We start from the raw sequence: 20,719 nt of genomic DNA, 5'->3' as shown, positions 1-20,719 counted from the left end.
AATGAGTAGCGTAGATATTCTGGTTCCCGACCTGCCTGAGTCCGTAGCTGATGCAACGGTTGCAACCTGGCATAAAAAACCGGGCGATGCGGTTGTTCGTGACGAAGTGCTGGTAGAAATCGAAACTGACAAAGTGGTACTGGAAGTACCGGCTTCAGCGGATGGCATTCTGGATGCAGTTATTGAAGATGAAGGCGCCACCGTGCTCTCTCGTCAGATTCTGGGGCGCCTGCGCGAAGGTAACAGCGCGGGCAAAGAGTCCGACGCGAAGGCCGATACCAAAGAATCAACGCCGGCCCAGCGTCAGCAGGCCTCTCTGGAAGAACAAAACAACGATGCGCTGAGTCCGGCGATTCGTCGTCTGCTGGCGGAACATAGCCTTGACGCGTCGGTAATTCAAGGTACCGGCGTGGGTGGCCGTCTCACCCGTGAAGATATTGAAAAATATCTGGCGAGCGTGCCAGCGAAAAAAGAAGAAGCGAAAGCGCCAGAAGCGGCGGCTCCGGCTGCACAGCTGGGTAACCGTTCTGAAAAACGCGTGCCGATGACCCGTCTGCGCAAGCGCGTAGCCGAACGTCTGCTGGAAGCGAAAAACTCCACCGCGATGCTGACGACGTTCAACGAAGTCAACATGAAGCCGATTATGGATCTGCGCAAGCAGTATGGTGAAGCGTTTGAAAAACGGCACGGTATCCGTCTGGGCTTTATGTCCTTCTACGTGAAAGCGGTGGTTGAAGCGCTGAAACGCTACCCGGAAGTGAACGCCTCCATTGATGGCGACGACGTGGTGTATCACAACTACTTCGATGTCAGCATGGCGGTTTCCACGCCGCGCGGCCTGGTTACCCCGGTTCTGCGTGATGTGGATCTGCTGGGTATGGCGGATATTGAGAAGAAAATTAAAGAGCTGGCAGTGAAAGGGCGTGACGGCAAGCTGACCGTGGATGACCTGACCGGCGGTAACTTCACCATTACTAACGGCGGCGTTTTTGGTTCTCTGATGTCCACGCCAATCATTAACCCACCGCAGAGCGCGATTCTGGGTATGCATGCCATTAAAGACCGTCCGATGGCGGTGAATGGCAAAGTAGAAATTCTGCCAATGATGTATCTGGCGCTCTCCTATGATCACCGTCTGATCGACGGACGCGAATCGGTCGGTTTCCTGGTGGCGATTAAAGAGCTGCTGGAAGATCCGACGCGTCTGTTGCTGGACGTTTAGTCAGCAAGAGTATTACCTACCATAGGCCAGATAAGGCGTTGATGAGATGCCTGATGGCGACGCTGGCGCGTCTTATCAGGCCTACAGGTTTAAAGATAATTATTCCCTGAAGGATGGACAGAACACATGAACTTACATGAATATCAGGCAAAACAACTTTTTGCCCGCTATGGCTTACCGGCGCCGGTGGGTTATGCCTGTGCTACTCCGCGTGAAGCAGAAGAAGCCGCTTCAAAAATCGGCGCGGGCCCGTGGGTAGTTAAATGTCAGGTTCACGCAGGTGGCCGCGGCAAAGCGGGCGGTGTGAAGGTTGTTAACAGTAAAGAAGAGATTCGCGCGTTCGCGGAGCACTGGCTGGGCAAACGTCTGGTGACCTACCAGACAGACGCCAACGGCCAGCCGGTTAACCAGATTCTGGTTGAAGCGGCGACCGATATTGATAAAGAGCTGTACCTGGGCGCGGTTGTTGACCGTAGCTCCCGTCGGGTGGTCTTTATGGCTTCCACCGAAGGCGGCGTGGAGATCGAAAAAGTGGCGGAAGAGACCCCGCACCTGATCCACAAAATCGCCCTCGATCCGCTGGCGGGTCCGATGCCGTATCAGGGGCGCGAGCTGGCGTTCAAACTGGGTCTGGAAGGCAAGCAGGTTCAGCAATTTACGAAGATCTTTATGGGTCTGGCGACCATTTTCCTTGAGCGCGATCTGGCGCTGATCGAAATCAACCCGCTGGTGATCACTAAACAGGGCGATCTGATCTGTCTCGACGGCAAACTGGGCGCTGACGGCAACGCGCTGTTCCGCCAGCCGGATCTGCGCGAAATGCGCGACCAGTCTCAGGAAGACCCGCGTGAAGCCCAGGCGGCGCAGTGGGAACTGAACTATGTTGCGCTGGACGGCAACATCGGCTGCATGGTTAACGGAGCCGGTCTGGCGATGGGCACGATGGACATCGTTAAGCTGCACGGCGGCGAACCGGCTAACTTCCTCGACGTAGGCGGCGGCGCGACCAAAGAGCGCGTGACCGAAGCGTTCAAAATCATCCTCTCCGATGACAACGTGAAAGCGGTTCTGGTTAACATCTTCGGCGGTATTGTTCGTTGCGATCTGATTGCTGACGGTATCATCGGCGCGGTTGCTGAAGTGGGCGTTAACGTACCGGTGGTTGTCCGTCTGGAAGGCAACAACGCCGAACTGGGCGCGAAAAAATTGGCTGACAGCGGCCTGAATATTATTGCAGCGAAAAGTCTGACGGATGCAGCTCAGCAGGTTGTTGCCGCAGTGGAGGGGAAATAATGTCTGTTTTAATCGATAAAAACACCAAGGTTATCTGCCAGGGCTTTACCGGTAGCCAGGGGACTTTCCACTCCGAACAGGCGATTGCTTATGGTACGCAGATAGTGGGCGGCGTCACGCCAGGCAAAGGCGGCACCACGCATCTGGGTCTGCCGGTGTTCAATACCGTGCGTGAAGCGGTAGAGGCCACTGGCGCCACCGCAACGGTTATCTACGTTCCGGCGCCGTTCTGCAAAGACTCCATTCTGGAAGCTGTCGACGCAGGCATCAAACTGATTATCACCATCACCGAAGGTATCCCGACGCTGGATATGCTGACGGTGAAAGTGAAGCTTGACGAAGCGGGCGTGCGCATGATCGGGCCGAACTGCCCGGGCGTGATCACCCCAGGCGAGTGCAAAATCGGCATCATGCCGGGCCACATCCACCAGCCGGGCAAAGTGGGTATCGTGTCCCGTTCCGGTACGCTGACCTATGAAGCGGTTAAGCAGACCACTGACTACGGTTTTGGCCAGTCCACCTGTGTGGGCATCGGCGGCGACCCGATTCCGGGCTCTAACTTTATCGATATCCTGAAACTGTTCGAGGAAGATCCGCAGACTGAAGCGATCGTGATGATCGGTGAGATCGGCGGTAGCGCGGAAGAAGAGGCGGCGGCCTACATCAAAGATCACGTAACCAAACCGGTTGTTGGTTACATCGCGGGCGTTACCGCGCCGAAAGGCAAGCGTATGGGTCACGCAGGCGCGATTATCGCGGGTGGTAAAGGGACGGCGGATGAGAAATTCGCCGCGCTGGAAGCTGCAGGCGTGAAAACCGTCCGTAGCCTGGCGGATATCGGCGAAGCGCTGAAAACTGTCATTAAGTCATAAGTAAAAAAACAGCCCTGATTGTCTGCATGGTCAAGGGCTGGTTCAGTTTCGACATGGTTGGCCATCTGATGATGGCCTTTTTTGTTTTTAATTCATTTAGTTACCACTAAACTCCACGCTTTTTGCTCTACGTCAGGCTGCATGTGCGTCGGCCGGGCTGTGACTCATCTCATTGATGCGGACCGTTGCTTTGCCGCGTGATTAGGCCTGCGACCTCACTCCTTCGTAGCCAGCGCAGTTCAACACGGTTAACCGTTTTGTCATGCAACACGAATTCTTTAGGGGATATATTTATCCTGCCAGATTAATTACGCAAAATTATGGATAATAACAGCACGTTCGGAAATTTATGGTTTACCGTAGCCTACTCAGACAATATCCTGGATTGATTATCTCTCCCTATAATTATTTAGCGCGTTGATGAGATTAAATAGAGGCGAATATTTTGGGCTGATGATTGTGACCCGTTAATTGACATGCATGATTGTAGTGAACAGTTTTCTCTTTTAGTCTATTTTTCTGCGTGTGATTGTTCGCTTGTATAGTATTAAAATCATTATATATCATATGGTTATGTTTCTTATTGGTATTTATCGGTCAGTGCGAGCGATAAATAGACTATCGTCTGTATCATTTTTTCTCCTGATAACTTCCTGTAGACTTTAAGCTGTTGATACGTTGACTGTGGCGTATTTGGATCATCAGTGATTTATCGTAAACCATTTTTGTTCTACGCCTTCCATTACTCAGGTGATAAGCGCTGAATACAATGTGACCTGGAGGGGGAGGGCAAATCGCGACAGATGAGGAAAAAGGGCTTTGCTGAACGCAGGCCAGAGGCAGAACGTTGCGCGGCACCGGGGCAAGAAAGGCGGTCATGCAGCGCATTTACTTGATAATGAGATAGTTACTTAGCTGTGTTAACTTAAAGTGAATGCAATGATAAATAATACAAACAAAAAAATATATGGTGTTAACTTGATAAAAAAAATCTGTGAACTATATAGTCTTTTACGTTTATGGCTGATTTAACTCACCGCCCTTTCTGCCATTAAATTCCGCTCCGAAATTGAATAGATGGACTATCATTTTTAGTAACTGACGACACTCTTGAAAAACATATTGTTAACCAGCGTGCTACCTATGACTCACATGGTAAACATAATTAACATTTAAAGTGAAAATTGATTTATATCAATGTTTAAAGCTTGGAAATAAATGCGAAATGGAGTTAAATTGTTGCGGATCAAATTGACCAAATCAGGGTGTTTTCGCTATAAATTGATCGCTGTCGAAAATTGCAAATTTATCACAATAAAAACCTATTTATTGTAAGGGTTTTGCAGCGTAATATAATCACGGGATCAATTTGGGTGTTTTGTTAACATGTTTGTAACTTTCCAGCACTGCCGTTTTCTTGACTAAGAAGAGGGTGTGAAGAAAAGAAGCAAATACATTTGTATTGGGGCATGCGTGTGACCCTTTCTAACGGGGTTCACTCTCGGAGTCTTCATGCGATGAGCAAGGAGTCATGATGTTAGATATAGTCGAACTGTCGCGCTTACAGTTTGCCTTGACCGCGATGTACCACTTCCTTTTTGTGCCGCTGACGCTGGGTATGGCGTTCCTGCTGGCCATCATGGAAACGGTTTACGTCCTTTCCGGCAAACAGATTTATAAAGATATGACCAAATTCTGGGGCAAGTTGTTTGGTATCAACTTCGCCCTGGGTGTGGCAACCGGTCTGACCATGGAGTTCCAGTTCGGGACTAACTGGTCTTACTACTCTCACTACGTCGGTGATATCTTCGGTGCGCCGCTGGCCATTGAAGGTCTGATGGCTTTCTTCCTCGAATCTACCTTTGTCGGTCTGTTCTTCTTCGGTTGGGATCGTCTTGGCAAAGTTCAGCACATGGCTGTTACCTGGCTGGTGGCGCTGGGGTCGAACCTGTCGGCGTTGTGGATCCTCGTCGCTAACGGCTGGATGCAGAATCCTATCGCGTCGGATTTCAACTTTGAAACCATGCGTATGGAGATGGTCAGCTTCTCCGAGCTGGTGCTGAACCCGGTGGCTCAGGTGAAATTCGTTCACACCGTGGCATCTGGCTATGTGACCGGCGCGATGTTCATCCTTGGCATCAGTGCCTGGTATATGCTCAAAGGCCGTGATTTCGCCTTTGCGAAGCGTTCCTTCGCCATCGCAGCCAGCTTTGGTATGGCGGCAGTTCTCTCTGTTATCGTCCTCGGTGATGAATCCGGTTATGAAATGGGTGATGTGCAGAAAACCAAACTGGCGGCAATCGAAGCGGAATGGGATACTCAGCCGGCTCCGGCGTCCTTTACTCTGTTTGGTATTCCCGATCAGGATGCACAAGAGAACCACTTTTCGATTCAGATCCCTTATGCGTTGGGTATTATCGCGACCCGCTCCGTGGATAAGCAGGTGACTGGCCTGAAAGATCTGATGGCGCAGCACCAACAGCGTATCCGTAACGGGATGAAAGCCTACTCGCTGCTGGAACAACTGCGTGCGGGGTCTACCGATCCAGCCGTTCGCGATGAATTTAACAACGTGAAAAAAGACCTCGGTTATGGTCTGCTGCTGAAACGCTATACCGACAATATTCCTCAAGCTACGGAAGCGCAGATCGCGCAGGCGACCAAAGATTCGATTCCTCGCGTCGCGCCGCTGTACTTTGCTTTCCGTATTATGGTGGCGTGCGGCGTGCTTATGCTGTTGATTATCGGCGCGTCCTTCTGGACCGTGATTCGTAACCGCATTGGCGAGAAAAAATGGCTGTTACGTGCTGCGTTCTACGCTTTGCCACTGCCATGGATTGCCGTTGAAGCAGGATGGTTTGTTGCTGAATATGGCCGCCAGCCGTGGGCTATCGGTGAGGTATTACCGACGGCGGTCGCCAATTCGTCACTGACGGCGGGTGACCTGATCTTCTCCATGGTACTGATCTGCGGTCTGTATACCCTGTTCCTGGTGGCTGAGCTTTTCCTGATGTTCAAGTTCGCCCGTAAAGGACCAAGCAGCCTGAAAACCGGTCGCTATCACTTTGAACAGTCCTCCGCGGCTATTCAGTCGGCACGCTAAGACAGGAGTCGTCAAATGATCGATTATGAAGTATTGCGTTTTATCTGGTGGCTGCTGATCGGCATTTTGCTAATCGGTTTTGCTGTCGCCGATGGCTTCGACATGGGGGTGGGCATGCTCACCCGCTTTCTGGGTCGTAATGACACCGAGCGTCGAATTATGATTAACTCCATCGCCCCGCACTGGGACGGTAACCAGGTGTGGCTGATCACTGCCGGTGGCGCGCTGTTCGCCGCCTGGCCGATGGTCTACGCCGCTGCGTTTTCCGGTTTCTATGTGGCGATGATCCTCGTGCTGGCGTCTTTATTCTTCCGTCCGGTGGGTTTTGACTATCGCTCGAAGATTGAAGACACCCGCTGGCGTAATATGTGGGACTGGGGCATCTTTGTCGGCAGCTTTGTCCCGCCACTGGTGATTGGCGTGGCTTTCGGCAACCTGCTGCAGGGCGTACCGTTCCACATCGACGAATACCTGCGTCTGTATTACACCGGTAATTTCTTCCAGTTGCTCAACCCGTTTGGTCTGCTGGCTGGGATTGTCAGCGTGGCGATGATCCTGACTCAAGGGGCGACCTACCTGCAAATGCGTACCGTTGGCGAACTGCACCTGCGTACTCGCACCGTCTCAACGGTTGCGGCGCTGGTCACCCTGGTCTGCTTCGTGCTGGCGGGCGTGTGGGTCTACTATGGCATTGACGGTTATGTGGTGAAGTCCGTACTGGACCACACTGGCCCATCTAACCCGTTGACCAAAGAGGTCACACGGGAGGCGGGTGCCTGGATGGTGAACTTTAACCGTATACCTGCGCTGTGGATTATTCCGGCTCTGGGCGTGGTGCTTCCGCTGTTGACTGCCCTTAGCACTAAGGCAGATAAAGGCGCGCTGGCGTTTCTGTTCTCTTCATTGACGCTGGCCTGCATTATTCTGACTGCCGGTATCGCGATGTTCCCGTTCATCATGCCGTCCAGCACGGAATTGAACGCGAGCCTGACCATGTGGGACGCGACCTCCAGCCAGAGAACGCTGAACCTGATGACATACGTGGCGATTGTCTTCGTGCCAATTATTCTGGCCTACACCACCTGGTGTTACTGGAAAATGTTTGGCCGCATCACGCGTGACGACATCGAAAAGAACACCCATTCGCTGTACTAAGGTAAGGAGCTATATATGTGGTATTTCGCATGGATTTTGGGAACGCTTCTTGCCTGTGCTTTTGGGGTGATTACCGCGCTGGCGCTTGAGCACGTGGAAGCCACCAAAGCAGGTAAAGAAGAACACTGATGAGTATTATCGTGATGCGATATACGAAATCATTCGGGTTGCATCGAGGCGGCAAGTCTGTGAATCCCCAGGAGCTTACACAAGTAAGTGACTGGGGTAAGCAGACGTAGCCAACAAAGAGGCGTCGTGAATGATAAAGTATATGTATGCGATAATGGACAAGCGCCCGTTAAGGGCGCTTTCCTTATTGATGGCGCTGCTGTTAGCGGGCTGCATCTTCTGGGACCCGTCGCGTTTTGCGGCAAAAACCAGCGAGCTGGAGATCTGGCACGGTTTCCTGCTGATGTGGGCCGTTTGCGCGGGTGTGATCCACGGCGTGGGTTTTCGCCCGCGAACCATTCACTGGCAGGGAATTTTTTGTCCACTTATCGCTGATATTGTGCTCGTTTTGGGCCTGTTCTTTTTCTTCTTTTGAATAAGAAGTTTCTGGTAACTGTATGGGCTTGCATAAGCCCATAAAAATTTACTCGTCGTTTACTTTCCCCCATTCCAAACCACGATTGCCGCGCGTATAGTAGCGAAGTTTGAAAGCACTAACCTTTTGTTGCATTACCGGGATGTAAAGTGAATACAACGCTGTTTCGATGGCCGGTTCGGGTCTATTACGAAGACACCGATGCCGGTGGTGTGGTTTACCACGCCAGCTATGTCGCTTTTTATGAAAGAGCACGCACAGAGATGCTGCGCCACCATCACTTCAGCCAACAGGTTTTGCTGGCTGAACGAGTTGCCTTTGTGGTTCGCAAAATGACTGTGGAATATTTTGCGCCCGCCAGACTCGACGACATGCTTGAAATCCAGACGGAGATCACCTCAATGCGAGGCGCTTGTCTGGTATTCACGCAGCGAATCGTCAACGCCGAGAATGTCGTTTTGAATGAAGCAGAGGTTCTTATCGTGTGCGTTGATCCACTCTTAATGAAGCCTCGTGCGCTTCCCAAGTCTATTGTCGCGGAGTTTAAGCAGTGACTGACATGAATATCCTTGATTTGTTCCTGAAGGCGAGCCTTCTGGTTAAACTTATCATGTTGATTTTGATTGGTTTTTCTATCGCTTCCTGGGCCATCATTATTCAGAGAACGCGTATTCTCAATTCAGCGTCGCGTGAAGCGGAGGCATTTGAAGATAAGTTCTGGTCCGGTATTGAACTTTCTCGTCTGTATCAGGAGAGCCAGGGACGTCGTGATAATTTGACGGGGTCGGAACAAATCTTCTATAGCGGTTTCAAAGAATTTGTTCGCCTGCATCGTGCGAACAGCCATGCGCCGGAAGCGATTGTTGAAGGCGCCTCGCGTGCCATGCGTATTTCAATGAATCGCGAACTGGAAAGCCTGGAGACGCATATTCCGTTCCTCGGCACGGTGGGGTCGATCAGCCCTTATATCGGGCTGTTTGGCACCGTGTGGGGGATCATGCATGCCTTTATCGCGCTGGGTGCGGTAAAACAAGCGACGCTGCAAATGGTTGCGCCGGGGATCGCTGAAGCGCTCATCGCCACGGCAATTGGTCTTTTTGCCGCAATTCCGGCGGTGATGGCCTATAACCGCCTGAATCAGCGTGTGAACAAAATTGAACTCAACTACGACAACTTTATGGAAGAGTTCACCGCCATTCTGCACCGTCAGGCGTTTACCAGCAGCGAAAGCAATAAGGGGTAAGCCATGGCCAGAGCACGTGGACGCGGGCGTCGCGAACTGAAGTCCGAGATCAATATCGTTCCGCTGCTGGATGTTCTGTTGGTGCTGTTGCTGATCTTTATGGCGACTGCGCCGATCATTACGCAGAGCGTAGAGGTCGACCTGCCGGACGCAACGGAATCGCAAACGGTGAAAAGCAACGACGATCCGCCAGTGATCGTTGAAGTTTCCGGTGTTGGGCAGTATAGCGTGAAAGTGGGCGCTGAGACGCTGTCGCAACTGCCGCCGGAACAGGTGATTGCCGAAGCCAGGCGCCGACTTGAGGCGAATGAAAAAACGGTGTTCCTGATTGGTGGCGCCAAAGAGGTGCCCTACGATGAGATTATTAAAGCGCTTAACCTGTTGCACAGCGCAGGGGTTAAATCGGTTGGCTTGATGACTAAGCCGATCTAATCGCTCGGGATATACACGCCCGCCAGAATGTTGACTATGGGACGAAACCGTTTCGTGGTCGGCATAGTATAACGGGAACAGGCGAACAGTTTTTGGGAACCGATAGTGTCAAAGGCAACCGAACAAAACGACAAGCTTAAACGAGCGATCATCGTTTCAGTCGCGCTGCATATCGTATTGATAGCGTTACTGATCTGGAGTTCGTTTGACGAGCATCTGGATACATCAGCCGGCGGCGGCGGTGGTTCTTCTATTGACGCGGTAATGGTTGATCCGGGCGCGGTCGTGGATAACTACAACCGCGAGCAGCAGCAGCAGGCCAGCGCCCGCCGCGCCGCTGAACAGCGTGAAAAGCAGGCTCAACAGCAGGCGGAAGAGTTACGTGAAAAGCAGGCAGCCGAGCAGGAGCGGCTAAAACAGCTGGAACAAGAACGTCTGCAGGCGCAGGAAGCGGCTAAAGAAGCGAAAGAACAGCAGAAGCAGGCCGAAGAAGCGGCGGCCAAAGCTGCCGCTGAAGCGAAGGCGAAAGCGGACGCGCAGGCGAAAGCGGCGCAGGAAGCCGCCGCCAAAGCCGCAGCGGATGCGAAAGCGAAGGCGGAAGCCCAGGCGAAAGCAGCAGCGGCCGCGGCGGCCAAAGCCGCGGCTGATGCGAAGAAACAGGCCGAAGCGGAAGCGGCGAAAGCGGCTGCGGATGCGCAGAAGAAAGCCGAAGCTGAGGCGGCGAAGAAAGCTCAGCAGGAAGCCGAGAAGAAAGCGCAGCAACAGGCAGAGAAAAAAGCTCAACAGGAAGCGGCTAAACAGGCCGCAGCAGAAAAAGCGGCAGCAGAAAAAGCCGCCGCGCAGAAAGCTGCCGCCGAAAAAGCCGCCGCTGAGAAAGCCGCCGCTGCTAAAGCGGCTGCGGCAGAGAAGGCCGCTGCTGAGAAAGCGGCTAAAGCCGCTGCAGCTAAAGCCGCCGCCGCGAAGAAAGCCGCTGCGGCGAAAGAAGCCACTGGCGTTGACGATCTCCTTGGCGACCTGAGCTCCGGTAAGAATGCGCCGAAATCGGGCGGGGGCGCTAAAGGGAAGGGGCTGCCTTCCAAAGATTCAGGAACTTCTGGCGCAAACGGCGGTGATAACGGGGCTGACATAAGTGCCTATGCCAGGCAAATTCAGGTTGCGATTCAGCGTCGTCTGTATGATGCAAGTCTGTATCAGGGCAAACGGTGCGTATTGCATATAAACCTTGCACCCGACGGCACTTTAAAGGACATAACGTCTGAGGGCGGCGATCCTTCGCTTTGCCAGGCTGCGTTGACCGCCGCGAGAACTGCGACTATTCCTAAACCGCCAAGTCAGGCTGTTTATGAAAAAATAAAAAATGCGACACTGGACTTTAAATTGTAGTGATCTTCCCCGCTTCGGCGGGGAAAAACCAATCTCTGTCGTCACGGGGTTTTGGTAGTTTTGTGTATTTGAGTTTGTTAACATTCTGCTAAATTATCATGGGTTTTCAGCCCGGATAAGGGAGATATGATGAAGCAGGCATTACGAGTAGCATTTGGTTTTTTAATGCTGTGGGCGGCGGTGTTGCACGCAGAAGTCCGTATCGAGATAACCCAGGGGGTTGACTCGGCGCGCCCGATCGGCGTTGTGCCGTTCCAGTGGGCGGGGCAGGGTGCCGCGCCGGCGGATGTGGGGGGGATCGTGGCGGCTGACCTGCGCAATAGCGGCAAGTTTAACCCGCTGGATCGCTCTCGCCTGCCTCAGCAGCCGGGTAGCGCTCAGGAAGTGCAGCCTGCGGCATGGTCTGCGCTGGGTATTGACGCCGTGGTTGTCGGCCAGGTGACGCAAAACCCGGACGGTTCTTACAACGTGGCATATCAGCTGGTTGATACCGGCGGCGCGCCGGGTACCGTGCTGGCGCAGAACACATTTAAAGTGACTAAACAGTATCTGCGCTATGCGGCGCATGCTGCCAGCGATGCGGTATTTGAGAAGCTGACCGGCATTAAGGGCGCCTTCCGTACCCGTATCGCATACGTTGTGCAGACCAACGGCGGCCAGTTCCCGTATGAGCTGCGCGTATCCGATTACGATGGCTACAACCAGTTTCTTGTCAAGCGTTCAAGCCAGCCGCTGATGTCTCCGGCCTGGTCTCCGGATGGCTCCAAACTGGCTTACGTTACCTTCGAAAGCGGTCGTTCGGCGCTGGTAATTCAGACGCTGGCTAACGGCTCAGTTCGTCAGGTTGCGTCGTTCCCGCGTCATAACGGCGCGCCCGCGTTCTCCCCGGACGGCAGCAAACTGGCTTTCGCCCTGTCGAAAACGGGTAGCCTGAACCTGTACGTGATGGATCTTGCTTCGGGTCAGATTCGTCAGGTGACCGATGGTCGCAGTAATAACACCGAGCCAAGCTGGTTCCCGGATAGCCAGAACCTGGCCTTTACTTCCGACCAGGCCGGTCGTCCGCAGGTGTATAAAGTCAATATTAATGGCGGCACGCCGCAGCGCATTACCTGGGAAGGGTCGCAAAACCAGGATGCGGACGTGAGCGCTGATGGTAAAACGATGGTAATGGTAAGCTCGGCCAATGGTCAGCAGCACATTGCTAAACAAGATCTGGAAACGGGTGCTGTGCAGGTTCTCACATCAACGTTTTTGGATGAAACGCCAAGTCTGGCACCTAACGGCACTATGGTAATCTACAGCTCTTCTCAGGGGATGGGTTCCGTGCTGAATCTGGTTTCTACAGATGGGCGTTTCAAGGCGCGTCTTCCGGCAACTGATGGACAGGTTAAATCACCTGCCTGGTCGCCGTATCTGTGATAATAAATAATTGATTACTAAAGGAATCAAATAAATGCAACTGAACAAAGTGCTGAAAGGGCTGTTGATCGCTCTGCCGGTTATGGCAATCGCGGCATGTTCTTCTCATAAGAACGCCAGCAACGACCAGAGCGGTGAAGGCATGCTGGGTGCCGGCACTGGTATGGACGGTAACGCTAACGGCGGCAACATGTCTTCCGAAGAGCAGGCTCGTCTGCAGATGCAGCAACTGCAGCAGAACAATATCGTTTACTTCGATCTGGATAAATACGATATCCGTTCTGACTTCGCTGCAATGCTGGACGCGCATGCTAATTTCCTGCGTAGCAACCCATCCTATAAAGTGACTATTGAAGGTCACGCGGATGAACGTGGTACGCCGGAATACAACATCGCTCTGGGTGAGCGTCGTGCTAACGCCGTTAAGATGTATCTGCAGGGCAAAGGTGTCTCTGCTGACCAGATGTCCATCGTTTCTTACGGTAAAGAAAAACCTGCAGTACTGGGTCATGACGAAGCGGCTTACGCCAAAAACCGTCGCGCCGTACTGGTTTACTAAGAGAATTGCATGAGCAGTAACTTCAGACATCATCTGTTGAGTCTGTCGTTACTGGTTGGCATAGCGGCCCCCTGGGCCGCTTTTGCTCAGGCGCCAATCAGTAGTGTCGGCTCAGGCTCGGTCGAAGACCGCGTCACTCAACTTGAGCGTATTTCTAATGCTCACAGCCAGCTTTTAACCCAACTCCAGCAACAGCTTTCTGATAACCAGTCCGATATCGACTCCCTGCGCGGTCAAATTCAGGAAAATCAATATCAACTGAATCAGGTTGTTGAGCGCCAGAAGCAGATCCTGCAACAGATTGACGGACTGAGTAGCGGTGGTGCAACTGCGGGGGGACAGCCCTCAGCAGCGGCGCAGGGCGCGGCAGCCCCTCAGACTGCGCCTGCGGCCTCCTCAGGCGTTCCGGTGCAGACGGGAGATGCAAATACCGATTACAATGCGGCTATCGCCCTGGTGAGGGATTCTTCCCGCCAGAACGATGCGATGGCAGCGTTTCAGAATTTCATTAAGAAGTACCCTGATTCAACTTATCAACCAAATGCCAACTACTGGCTTGGTCAGCTGAATTATAACCAGGGGAAAAAAGATGACGCGGCGTACTATTTTGCTTCTGTGGTCAAAAAATACCCGAAATCCCCGAAGGCACCCGATGCGATGTTTAAAGTTGGGGTAATTATGCAGGACAAAGGTGATACTGCAAAAGCGAAGGCGGTTTATCAGCAAGTGATCAGTAAATATCCTGGCACCGATGGCGCGAAACAAGCGCAAAAACGCCTTAACGCCCTGGGATGATTATGCCATGACCAGAAATCGCGTTATTTCTGGTCTTGTCGCATGAATCCTAAGCAGTTAAGTGATCTTTCTCTAAATTCTTGTTGCGCTGAATTCTGAAATCAGTAATATATGCCGCCGTTGCCAGGGGATATCAAACAAGCCCCAGGCGACAGAAAAGAGTGGGTCGTTAGCTCAGTTGGTAGAGCAGTTGACTTTTAATCAATTGGTCGCAGGTTCGAATCCTGCACGACCCACCAATCGTTCTGGTGGAACGCGAGAGTAAAACGTAAAGGATAATGTTGCGTCAGCAACAGCCCGTAGGGCGAGGCGAAGCCGAGTCATCCTGCACGACTCACCACTAAAAGATGTATCCAGCGCAGTATCGGGTGATTAGCTCAGCTGGGAGAGCACCTCCCTTACAAGGAGGGGGTCGGCGGTTCGATCCCGTCATCACCCACCACTCGGGTCGTTAGCTCAGTTGGTAGAGCAGTTGACTTTTAATCAATTGGTCGCAGGTTCGAATCCTGCACGACCCACCAATTATTCTGGTGGAACGCGAAAGTAAAGCGTAAAGAATAACGTTGCGCGAGTAACGGCACGAAAGGCAAGGCGAAGCCGGGTCATCCTGCACCACAGCCAGGGTTAGATTGGTAGCAAGTAAAATCTTTCAGGTAACACCCATATGGGTCGTTAGCTCAGTTGGTAGAGCAGTTGACTTTTAATCAATTGGTCGCAGGTTCGAATCCTGCACGACCCACCAGTTTTAAAGGTGGTTACTGGTAGAGAACGTGAAGGATAACGTTGCGTCAGCAGCGGCCCGAAGGGCGAGGCGAAGCCGAGTCATCCTGCACGACCCACCATCCTGAATGATTAAAGCAGTAAAATCCCGCAAGGGGTCGTTAGCTCAGTTGGTAGAGCAGTTGACTTTTAATCAATTGGTCGCAGGTTCGAATCCTGCACGACCCACCAATGTAAAAAGGCGCCCTAAAGGCGCTTTTTTGCTATCTGCGATGTATAAGATTCGAACCTGCGGCAGATTCGGGCTGACAAAATAGTCGGGAACAAATTTGCACAACGCGTTGCGTTGCCCGAAGGGCGAGCGAAGCGAGTCATCCTCAGAAGTTCAGGACGGTAACCCTGCCGACAAATATCATTCATTGCCCGACTAACAGGGCCAGACATGGCTCATCAGAATCAACGGTAAGACAGGTTTATCGCTTTCACTATAAACATCCTGGTTTGCCTGCCTGATTCACCCTCGCGCGCTCTCTTGCCCGGTCAGAGGCGCTATTATTACCGCCCCGGGTTACCCACGCTCAACCGGGGATCTCACCAACTCAGGAATGTTCTGGCGATTGTCCTCTTTATCCATTTCTGCAAATCCTGGGATTCCCCTGCCTGTTTAGATTGAAATATTGCATACATATCTCGATCTCTATCACGTTTTAATATCGTTTATATTGAGGTAGTGCTATTGATGTGTATGCTGATCTCCGTTGGATTGTTACTGCGTTACCGCAGGCAAAACCAGATGTTCGCTGATGTCAGCGGACATCTGGTTTTTTTGTTTTCAGGGCCCAGAAAATGAAGATAGCCAGAAAATTGAACAATATTGTTGAGACAGTCATCAATAAGAGCCGAAGGTACAGATCTTCACTGCTCAGAAAGGTTGTAGATGGTATCCCATTCGCAGCCGTGGCTGCTGTGGGTAAGATAACCAGCCAGGCAAAAAATCGCTGCTCAAGAAAACGCCTGAGTAGCATCTATGTTTTTTTGATCGAGCATTGCAACTCAGGCATCAAATGCCGCAAGCAAGGGCAGATATTCGTAATGTGCTGAACAGAACCTGTCAGTAAATAGCAGCGCTGTATTCTGGCGTAATAAAAATCGGATTGTTACCGTATTTAAGCATTATGCATACGGGCAAAACCCAAACCACTTGTGTATATGGCTGTCGCCGTAGAAAAGTGGTTTGTTTTTTTGTCCCTAAAACTATGCTGAGTATTCACGACTGGATTTCCGCGAAGAGTGGCCTGATATTAAGGACCGACCATGAAATATAAAACATTAGCCAGTGAGAACCCTGCTGGCATAGGTGGCCGTGATAATGTCTGCAGTGTCGCGCATTGTGCGGCATGGCTACGCTTTACATTGAAAAATTACGGTAAAGTTAATAGGGGATTGTTTGATAAAAATCGTTATTTAATGATGTTTTTTTGCGGGATGGCAATTGCAAGTGCTGGCAGGAAATCAGGTTGGTGAGATATGCCAGGTGCCGATCGATGTTGATAAAATCAGTGATAATCCGGAAGTGCAATCCCCGTATAAAGGAAAACGAATTATCCTTTCTGATTTTATTGATACTGCATCTGGTATCGTCATCTCCCCAATCGGGAGACTGTCCGCATATGGCGTGTTAACGTTTTTTTAGTATTGCACCGGTTTTATAACGGGATGAAAGACAGTAGTGATAGCCAGGCAGCGCTATTTCCCGTCAGCGGTACGTTATTGTGTTTTTTTCCGATTATATTGGGACATTGCACTGGCAAAGATTTGAGTAGTAATACTTTTATTACCCTATGCTGCAACGGTGCGCAGAAGCGTTGCCACAAGAAGAATTCATTGTTATGCGGAAGTGATTAAGAGCCTATCCCATTAGGGCTATTTTGCTTGCTATTTTGAACCTGGGCAGTGCTCAGAATCCTCACGTACTACGTGTACGCTCCGGTTCTTCCGCGCTGGCCGTGTTCAAACTGTCTGCGCCAATAACGCCTACTGGGATAGGCTCTCAGTCAGGGCTGTTTTTGAAATAAAAAATGAAAAACAAGGCGCTGGAATAAACTTGTATCAGAGGAATAAAAAAATTATGAATCGACGAGAATTGTTGGTCAAGGCGGCCATTGCGGCTGCCAGCGTCAAAATCTGGCCAGCTGTGGCAGAGAAAGGCGTGAGCAGAGTACCCGCGGTGGAGAAAGGTGCGGGGTTGCCGCCGGGCGTGCCGTCAGAATCGTCACCACAGCGTTGGGTTGCACTCGCGGAAACGCTCAAACCCCGACTGCGTGAAGAGGTGCACTCTATCGTCGGTGCGGTGAAGGCGCAGAAAGATGCCGCGCAACCACTGGGCTACCGCATGACGCCGCTCTACACGCCGGACAAACTAGCGGGAAAGACTTTCCGGACCGGTGAACAGATTATTGTCGATTTCGGTGAACATTACACAGGTTATCTGAGTTTCCGTCTCGGCTGGCAGGGGGTGTCGTGCGATGCGCCAGCCCGGTTACGGCTGGTATTTGGCGAAGTGGTGACCGACGTAGCCGTACCACTTTATCCCTACAACGGCTGGGTCAGCGCTTCCTGGTTACCGGACGAGGTTCTGAATATAGATTTTCTGCCGCAGAGGGTGAATGTCGCGCGTCGCCATGCTTTCCGCTATGTGCGTATCGAGGTGGTGGCTGTGTCAAACAACTTCAGCGTTACGCTGGATGACGTCGCCGTGAGGGCGGTATCGTCGGCAGGTCAGGACACGGGACGTCCAGCGCACTATGACAGCGAACTACTGGGCGCGATTGATAGAGTCGGCATTCGCACGCTCCATGAATGTATGCAGACGGTATTTGAGGATGGTCCACGCCGTGATTGTCGACTTTGGTTGGGGGATCTGCGCTTGCAGGCACTAACCAACTACGTCAGTTTTCGCAATATGGCGCTCGTGCGTCGTTGTCTTTATCTGTTTGCGGGTATGTCGCGTGCGGACGGATACGTCACCGCCTGTGTGTATGAGAAGCCGCAGCCGCGTATCGGTGAAGTGGTACTGCTGGACTACTCGGCTCTGTTTGGCGACGTGCTGCTTGGTTATCTGCGCGCCAGTGAGGACCGGGTGACCGTTGATGAACTGTGGCCGGTAGCGAAAAAACAGATCGAACTCTTGTTGCGTCATGTGGGGGAGGACGGGCTGTTTCATGCGCCGGAGCAGGAAGGTTTTGTATTTATCGACTGGGATGCCGGAAAGGATCAGTCGGCGGCGTTGAAAGGTCTGGAGAGACAGGCGGCGATGCAGGGCGTGCTGATTTACAGTTGTCGCCGTTTGCTGGAACTGGGGAGCGCGATTGCGCCGCAGGATGACCTGGCGGTAGTAGAGACTGCTATAACGCGCATGTGTGCGGCGGCCAGAACGCATTTTTACGACGAGAAGCAGCAGCTATTTGTCAGTGGTGAACAGCGGCAGGTCTCCTGGGCATCGAATGTGTGGCTGACTCTGGCTCAGGTGCTGCCTGAATCGCAGAACGCGGTTGCGCTGCAACAGGTGATGAAACACGATGGCGCGGTTCGGCCTTTGACCCCCTATCTTTATCACCACATGGTGGACGCGTTGGTACAGAACGGGTTACCACAGGCGGCCCGACAACTGGTGGAAAGTTACTGGGGAGGTATGATCAAAGCTGGAGCAGATACATTTTGGGAAGCGTTCGATCCGGAGAACCCACTGGCGTCCCCCTACGGTGGACAACAAATAAACAGTTTCTGTCATGCCTGGAGCTGCACGCCTAGCTATTTTATTCGCCATCATTTTTCGCCACAGAAAATATAACGTTTGCAAAAAATCGCTCACGCAGAAACCGCGTGAGCAGAAGTTATTTACAGGATACCAGACGTAAATTAAAAACGTCAGGCGTTCTTCTTATTGCAAAAAATAACAACACTGTAAGGATATTGTTATGATCCAAAACACTCAGCTGAAATCCATTGTATTACTAATTTCTTCAGCTATTGTGTCTAATAGTGCTATGGCAGCCAAACTCACCATTGAGCAACGGCTGGAATTATTAGAAAAGGAACTGGCGGAAAATAAACAGGAACTACAATCCACGAGGAAAGCGTTACAGCAATATAAAGTTTTTTTTGATCGGCAACCGGTAACAACCGGGACGGCTGATACCGGCATTGCTAACAGTACTCGCGATAAACTGAACAAAAAACCGCAGACAGTGCCGACAGCAACCGTGTCGACATCTGTAGCAGCAACTACAGGCGGGAGTGCAACAAAAGTGACCGGCGCTACATCCGCTCAGGACATGACGCTGGCAGATATTAGTAAATATGTCAAAGATGATCTTGGCTTTAATTATAGCGGCTATTTTCGTACCGGATGGGCGACATCAAGCCACGGTGTTCCCAAATCTTATGCTATTGGCGCATTGGGGCGTTTCGGAAATGAATATGGAGGATGGTTTGATCTAATTCTGGATAAACGAGTCTACGCTCAGAATGGCAAAACGGTAAACGCAGTTGTTTGGCTGGACGGCAATGTCAGCCAGTCTTATAGTAATGGATCGTTTAATACCAATAAAGATAATATATTGCAGTTCTCAGATATGTATATTACAACCACAGGATTTATCCCATCGCTTCCTGAGGCCAACTTTTGGGTAGGGAAACATTATTTGCAGAACTATGAAATCCAGATGCTGGACTGGAAAGCACATAAAGCAGATTCTGCTGGTGCCGTTGGACTGGAGAATATTAATGTAGGTGTGGGTAAACTGGACATAGCATTGTTGCGTCAAGATTTGGATCTGTATTCAAAGGATTATTCCAGCACGACACAGGTGAATACCAATGCCATCGATATGCGTTTCCATGATATTCCATTATGGGATAAGGCAACCTTAGGCGTTTATGGTCGGTATAATATGCCAAATAAAGATCACATATCTAAATCTGACAACTATTTTGACATGAAAGATGCATGGCTGATCACCGGGCTTGTGCGACAGAATTTTGACAATGGTGGGTTTAACGAATTTGTCATCCAGGCGGCTAACAACGCCATTGCCAGCGGATTTATGCATATTTCAGATTCAAACCCTGATTATGGATATAACGGATATTATTATGGCGATCATACAAACGGAACCGGCCTGCGTTTGATCTCGCAAGGAGAGACTTATCTTCGTCCGGATGTGATTATGGCGAATGCCTTAGTTTATGGCCGTGGCAATGATCTCTATAGCTATGAAACCGGCGCGCATACTGATTTTGAAACATTCAGGGCCGTGGTTCGTCCTGCGTATATCTGGAATGATTACAACCAGACTGGCGTTGAATTGGCCTATTTCAACCAAACCAACGAGGCAAACAATCAGAAATACCACGAATCAGGATATAAAACCACGTTGTATCATGCCTTTAAAGTTGGTACCAGCATGTTGAGGTCTCGTCCAGAAATACGTTTTTATGGTACCTATATTAAATCACTGGAAAACGACATCTCTGAAGTTTCTTTTGAAGATGACAAAAATGATCAATTTAGCGTGGGCGTACAGGCCGAAGTATGGTGGTAAAGTCGGGTACGACCACGGGTAACAGTTGAACCCACCGGTCGTCAGGTTACAGGGCAGGGAAAAGAAACTCAGTGTCCGCCAGCGGCAGGTTTCAGCGCGGTCTGGGGCGATCGGAACGCCCCATGTCTTTTACAGACCAGATATAACGACTATCTTCACATTTGCAGTGAGTAAGCCGGGCAGCTAAAAAAATGCACTATCTCGCCATAACGGGCTGACCATATCCCTGGTGAGTACCGTTTAATCGCATAGTATTAACGTTAAAGACGTTTTTCTGCTACCTGCGATAGATAGGATTCAAAAGTGACATGACCTCGGCCTCTTCCGCTAAATTCTCCACGACATTCCTGGCATAATCAGCTATCTTGTTTAG

17 protein-coding genes and 5 tRNA genes are annotated in these 20,719 nt (G+C 51.2%); all 22 read left to right on the top strand.

The annotated features are described in order from the left end of the window. Position 1: 1 nt before the first annotated feature. The 22 genes from odhB (at position 2) to ABK821_RS06855 (ending at position 20,346) form a co-directional block, all read left to right on the top strand. Entirely contained in the window at positions 2–1,222 is a 1,221-nt protein-coding gene (gene odhB / locus ABK821_RS06960) for a 2-oxoglutarate dehydrogenase complex dihydrolipoyllysine-residue succinyltransferase (protein ID WP_308560896.1), read from the top strand. A 126-nt stretch (positions 1,223–1,348) separates the two neighbouring features. Further along, positions 1,349–2,515: an ADP-forming succinate--CoA ligase subunit beta gene (gene sucC, locus ABK821_RS06955; protein WP_138360649.1), complete on the top strand. Its 1,167-nt coding sequence runs from the start codon at positions 1,349–1,351 to the stop codon at positions 2,513–2,515. Continuing rightward, the gene (gene sucD / locus ABK821_RS06950; RefSeq protein WP_343177895.1) at positions 2,515–3,387 is read left to right on the top strand and encodes a succinate--CoA ligase subunit alpha; all 873 of its coding nucleotides are present in this window, start codon (positions 2,515–2,517) and stop codon (positions 3,385–3,387) included. The genes sucC and sucD overlap by 1 nt, the downstream gene beginning before the upstream one ends. Before the next feature lie 1,534 nt (positions 3,388–4,921). Then, positions 4,922–6,490, top strand: coding sequence for a cytochrome ubiquinol oxidase subunit I (cydA, locus tag ABK821_RS06945; RefSeq protein ID WP_138360740.1), 1,569 nt, complete (start codon positions 4,922–4,924; stop codon positions 6,488–6,490). Between the two features lie 15 nt (positions 6,491–6,505). Then, positions 6,506–7,645, top strand: a complete 1,140-nt coding sequence (gene cydB / locus ABK821_RS06940) for a cytochrome d ubiquinol oxidase subunit II (RefSeq protein ID WP_138360647.1) — start codon at positions 6,506–6,508, stop codon at positions 7,643–7,645. Between the two features lie 15 nt (positions 7,646–7,660). Further along, on the top strand, positions 7,661–7,774 hold the full coding sequence (gene cydX / locus ABK821_RS06935; protein ID WP_004100325.1) for a cytochrome bd-I oxidase subunit CydX: 114 nt from the start codon (positions 7,661–7,663) through the stop codon (positions 7,772–7,774). Positions 7,775–7,904: 130 nt separating this feature from the next. Further along, positions 7,905–8,189, top strand: a complete 285-nt coding sequence (ybgE, locus tag ABK821_RS06930; RefSeq protein WP_138360646.1) for a cyd operon protein YbgE — start codon at positions 7,905–7,907, stop codon at positions 8,187–8,189. Positions 8,190–8,338: 149 nt separating this feature from the next. Beyond that, positions 8,339–8,743, top strand: coding sequence for a tol-pal system-associated acyl-CoA thioesterase (ybgC, locus tag ABK821_RS06925; RefSeq protein WP_138360645.1), 405 nt, complete (start codon positions 8,339–8,341; stop codon positions 8,741–8,743). Then, positions 8,740–9,432, top strand: coding sequence for a Tol-Pal system protein TolQ (gene tolQ, locus ABK821_RS06920; protein WP_138360644.1), 693 nt, complete (start codon positions 8,740–8,742; stop codon positions 9,430–9,432). Before ybgC ends, tolQ begins: the two co-directional genes overlap by 4 nt. Before the next feature lie 3 nt (positions 9,433–9,435). After that, a complete protein-coding gene (tolR, locus tag ABK821_RS06915) occupies positions 9,436–9,864 on the top strand; it encodes a colicin uptake protein TolR (protein WP_138360643.1) in 429 nt (142 codons plus the stop codon). A 105-nt stretch (positions 9,865–9,969) separates the two neighbouring features. After that, on the top strand, positions 9,970–11,247 hold the full coding sequence (gene tolA, locus ABK821_RS06910; RefSeq protein WP_308560894.1) for a cell envelope integrity protein TolA: 1,278 nt from the start codon (positions 9,970–9,972) through the stop codon (positions 11,245–11,247). A 129-nt stretch (positions 11,248–11,376) separates the two neighbouring features. Then, positions 11,377–12,669, top strand: a complete 1,293-nt coding sequence (gene tolB, locus ABK821_RS06905) for a Tol-Pal system beta propeller repeat protein TolB (RefSeq protein WP_142501649.1) — start codon at positions 11,377–11,379, stop codon at positions 12,667–12,669. 34 nt (positions 12,670–12,703) lie between these two features. Next, positions 12,704–13,228: a peptidoglycan-associated lipoprotein Pal gene (gene pal, locus ABK821_RS06900; RefSeq protein WP_138360641.1), complete on the top strand. Its 525-nt coding sequence runs from the start codon at positions 12,704–12,706 to the stop codon at positions 13,226–13,228. 9 nt (positions 13,229–13,237) lie between these two features. Next, the gene (cpoB, locus tag ABK821_RS06895; RefSeq protein WP_343177894.1) at positions 13,238–14,023 is read left to right on the top strand and encodes a cell division protein CpoB; all 786 of its coding nucleotides are present in this window, start codon (positions 13,238–13,240) and stop codon (positions 14,021–14,023) included. Between the two features lie 163 nt (positions 14,024–14,186). Then, positions 14,187–14,262: transfer RNA gene (locus tag ABK821_RS06890), tRNA-Lys, on the top strand. 127 nt (positions 14,263–14,389) lie between these two features. Beyond that, positions 14,390–14,465, top strand: a tRNA-Val gene (locus tag ABK821_RS06885). A 3-nt stretch (positions 14,466–14,468) separates the two neighbouring features. Next, a tRNA-Lys gene (locus ABK821_RS06880) sits at positions 14,469–14,544 on the top strand. 145 nt (positions 14,545–14,689) lie between these two features. Beyond that, a tRNA-Lys gene (locus tag ABK821_RS06875) sits at positions 14,690–14,765 on the top strand. 133 nt (positions 14,766–14,898) lie between these two features. Continuing rightward, positions 14,899–14,974, top strand: a tRNA-Lys gene (locus tag ABK821_RS06870). 1,083 nt (positions 14,975–16,057) lie between these two features. Beyond that, positions 16,058–16,267, top strand: coding sequence for a PTS transporter subunit EIIB (locus ABK821_RS06865; protein WP_142501648.1), 210 nt, complete (start codon positions 16,058–16,060; stop codon positions 16,265–16,267). 604 nt (positions 16,268–16,871) lie between these two features. Then, positions 16,872–18,593 (top strand): sugar hydrolase, encoded by a 1,722-nt coding sequence (locus tag ABK821_RS06860; protein WP_343177893.1) that lies wholly within the window; start codon positions 16,872–16,874, stop codon positions 18,591–18,593. Positions 18,594–18,720: 127 nt separating this feature from the next. Beyond that, positions 18,721–20,346 carry a carbohydrate porin gene (locus tag ABK821_RS06855; RefSeq protein ID WP_343177892.1) on the top strand — a complete coding sequence of 542 codons (1,626 nt, stop codon included), beginning with the start codon at positions 18,721–18,723 and terminating at the stop codon, positions 20,344–20,346. The last annotated feature ends 373 nt before the right edge of the window (positions 20,347–20,719 follow it).

This window comes from Klebsiella sp. KE9456, from assembly GCF_043832615.1.
Classification (GTDB): domain Bacteria; phylum Pseudomonadota; class Gammaproteobacteria; order Enterobacterales; family Enterobacteriaceae; genus Klebsiella; species Klebsiella indica.
The sequence above is the reverse complement of the archived record's forward strand: the minus strand, read 5'-3'. Positions and strand labels throughout refer to the sequence as shown.

Coding starts and splice junctions, on each gene's coding strand:
- cpoB (WP_343177894.1), top strand. CDS start 13,238: ATGAGCAGTAACTTCAGACATCATCTGTTGAGTCTGTCGTTACTGGTT.
- cydB (WP_138360647.1), top strand. CDS start 6,506: ATGATCGATTATGAAGTATTGCGTTTTATCTGGTGGCTGCTGATCGGC.
- ybgE (WP_138360646.1), top strand. CDS start 7,905: ATGATAAAGTATATGTATGCGATAATGGACAAGCGCCCGTTAAGGGCG.
- ABK821_RS06865 (WP_142501648.1), top strand. CDS start 16,058: ATGAAATATAAAACATTAGCCAGTGAGAACCCTGCTGGCATAGGTGGC.
- sucD (WP_343177895.1), top strand. CDS start 2,515: ATGTCTGTTTTAATCGATAAAAACACCAAGGTTATCTGCCAGGGCTTT.
- tolR (WP_138360643.1), top strand. CDS start 9,436: ATGGCCAGAGCACGTGGACGCGGGCGTCGCGAACTGAAGTCCGAGATC.
- pal (WP_138360641.1), top strand. CDS start 12,704: ATGCAACTGAACAAAGTGCTGAAAGGGCTGTTGATCGCTCTGCCGGTT.
- cydX (WP_004100325.1), top strand. CDS start 7,661: ATGTGGTATTTCGCATGGATTTTGGGAACGCTTCTTGCCTGTGCTTTT.
- cydA (WP_138360740.1), top strand. CDS start 4,922: ATGTTAGATATAGTCGAACTGTCGCGCTTACAGTTTGCCTTGACCGCG.
- ABK821_RS06855 (WP_343177892.1), top strand. CDS start 18,721: ATGATCCAAAACACTCAGCTGAAATCCATTGTATTACTAATTTCTTCA.
- tolB (WP_142501649.1), top strand. CDS start 11,377: ATGAAGCAGGCATTACGAGTAGCATTTGGTTTTTTAATGCTGTGGGCG.
- ABK821_RS06860 (WP_343177893.1), top strand. CDS start 16,872: ATGAATCGACGAGAATTGTTGGTCAAGGCGGCCATTGCGGCTGCCAGC.
- odhB (WP_308560896.1), top strand. CDS start 2: ATGAGTAGCGTAGATATTCTGGTTCCCGACCTGCCTGAGTCCGTAGCT.
- sucC (WP_138360649.1), top strand. CDS start 1,349: ATGAACTTACATGAATATCAGGCAAAACAACTTTTTGCCCGCTATGGC.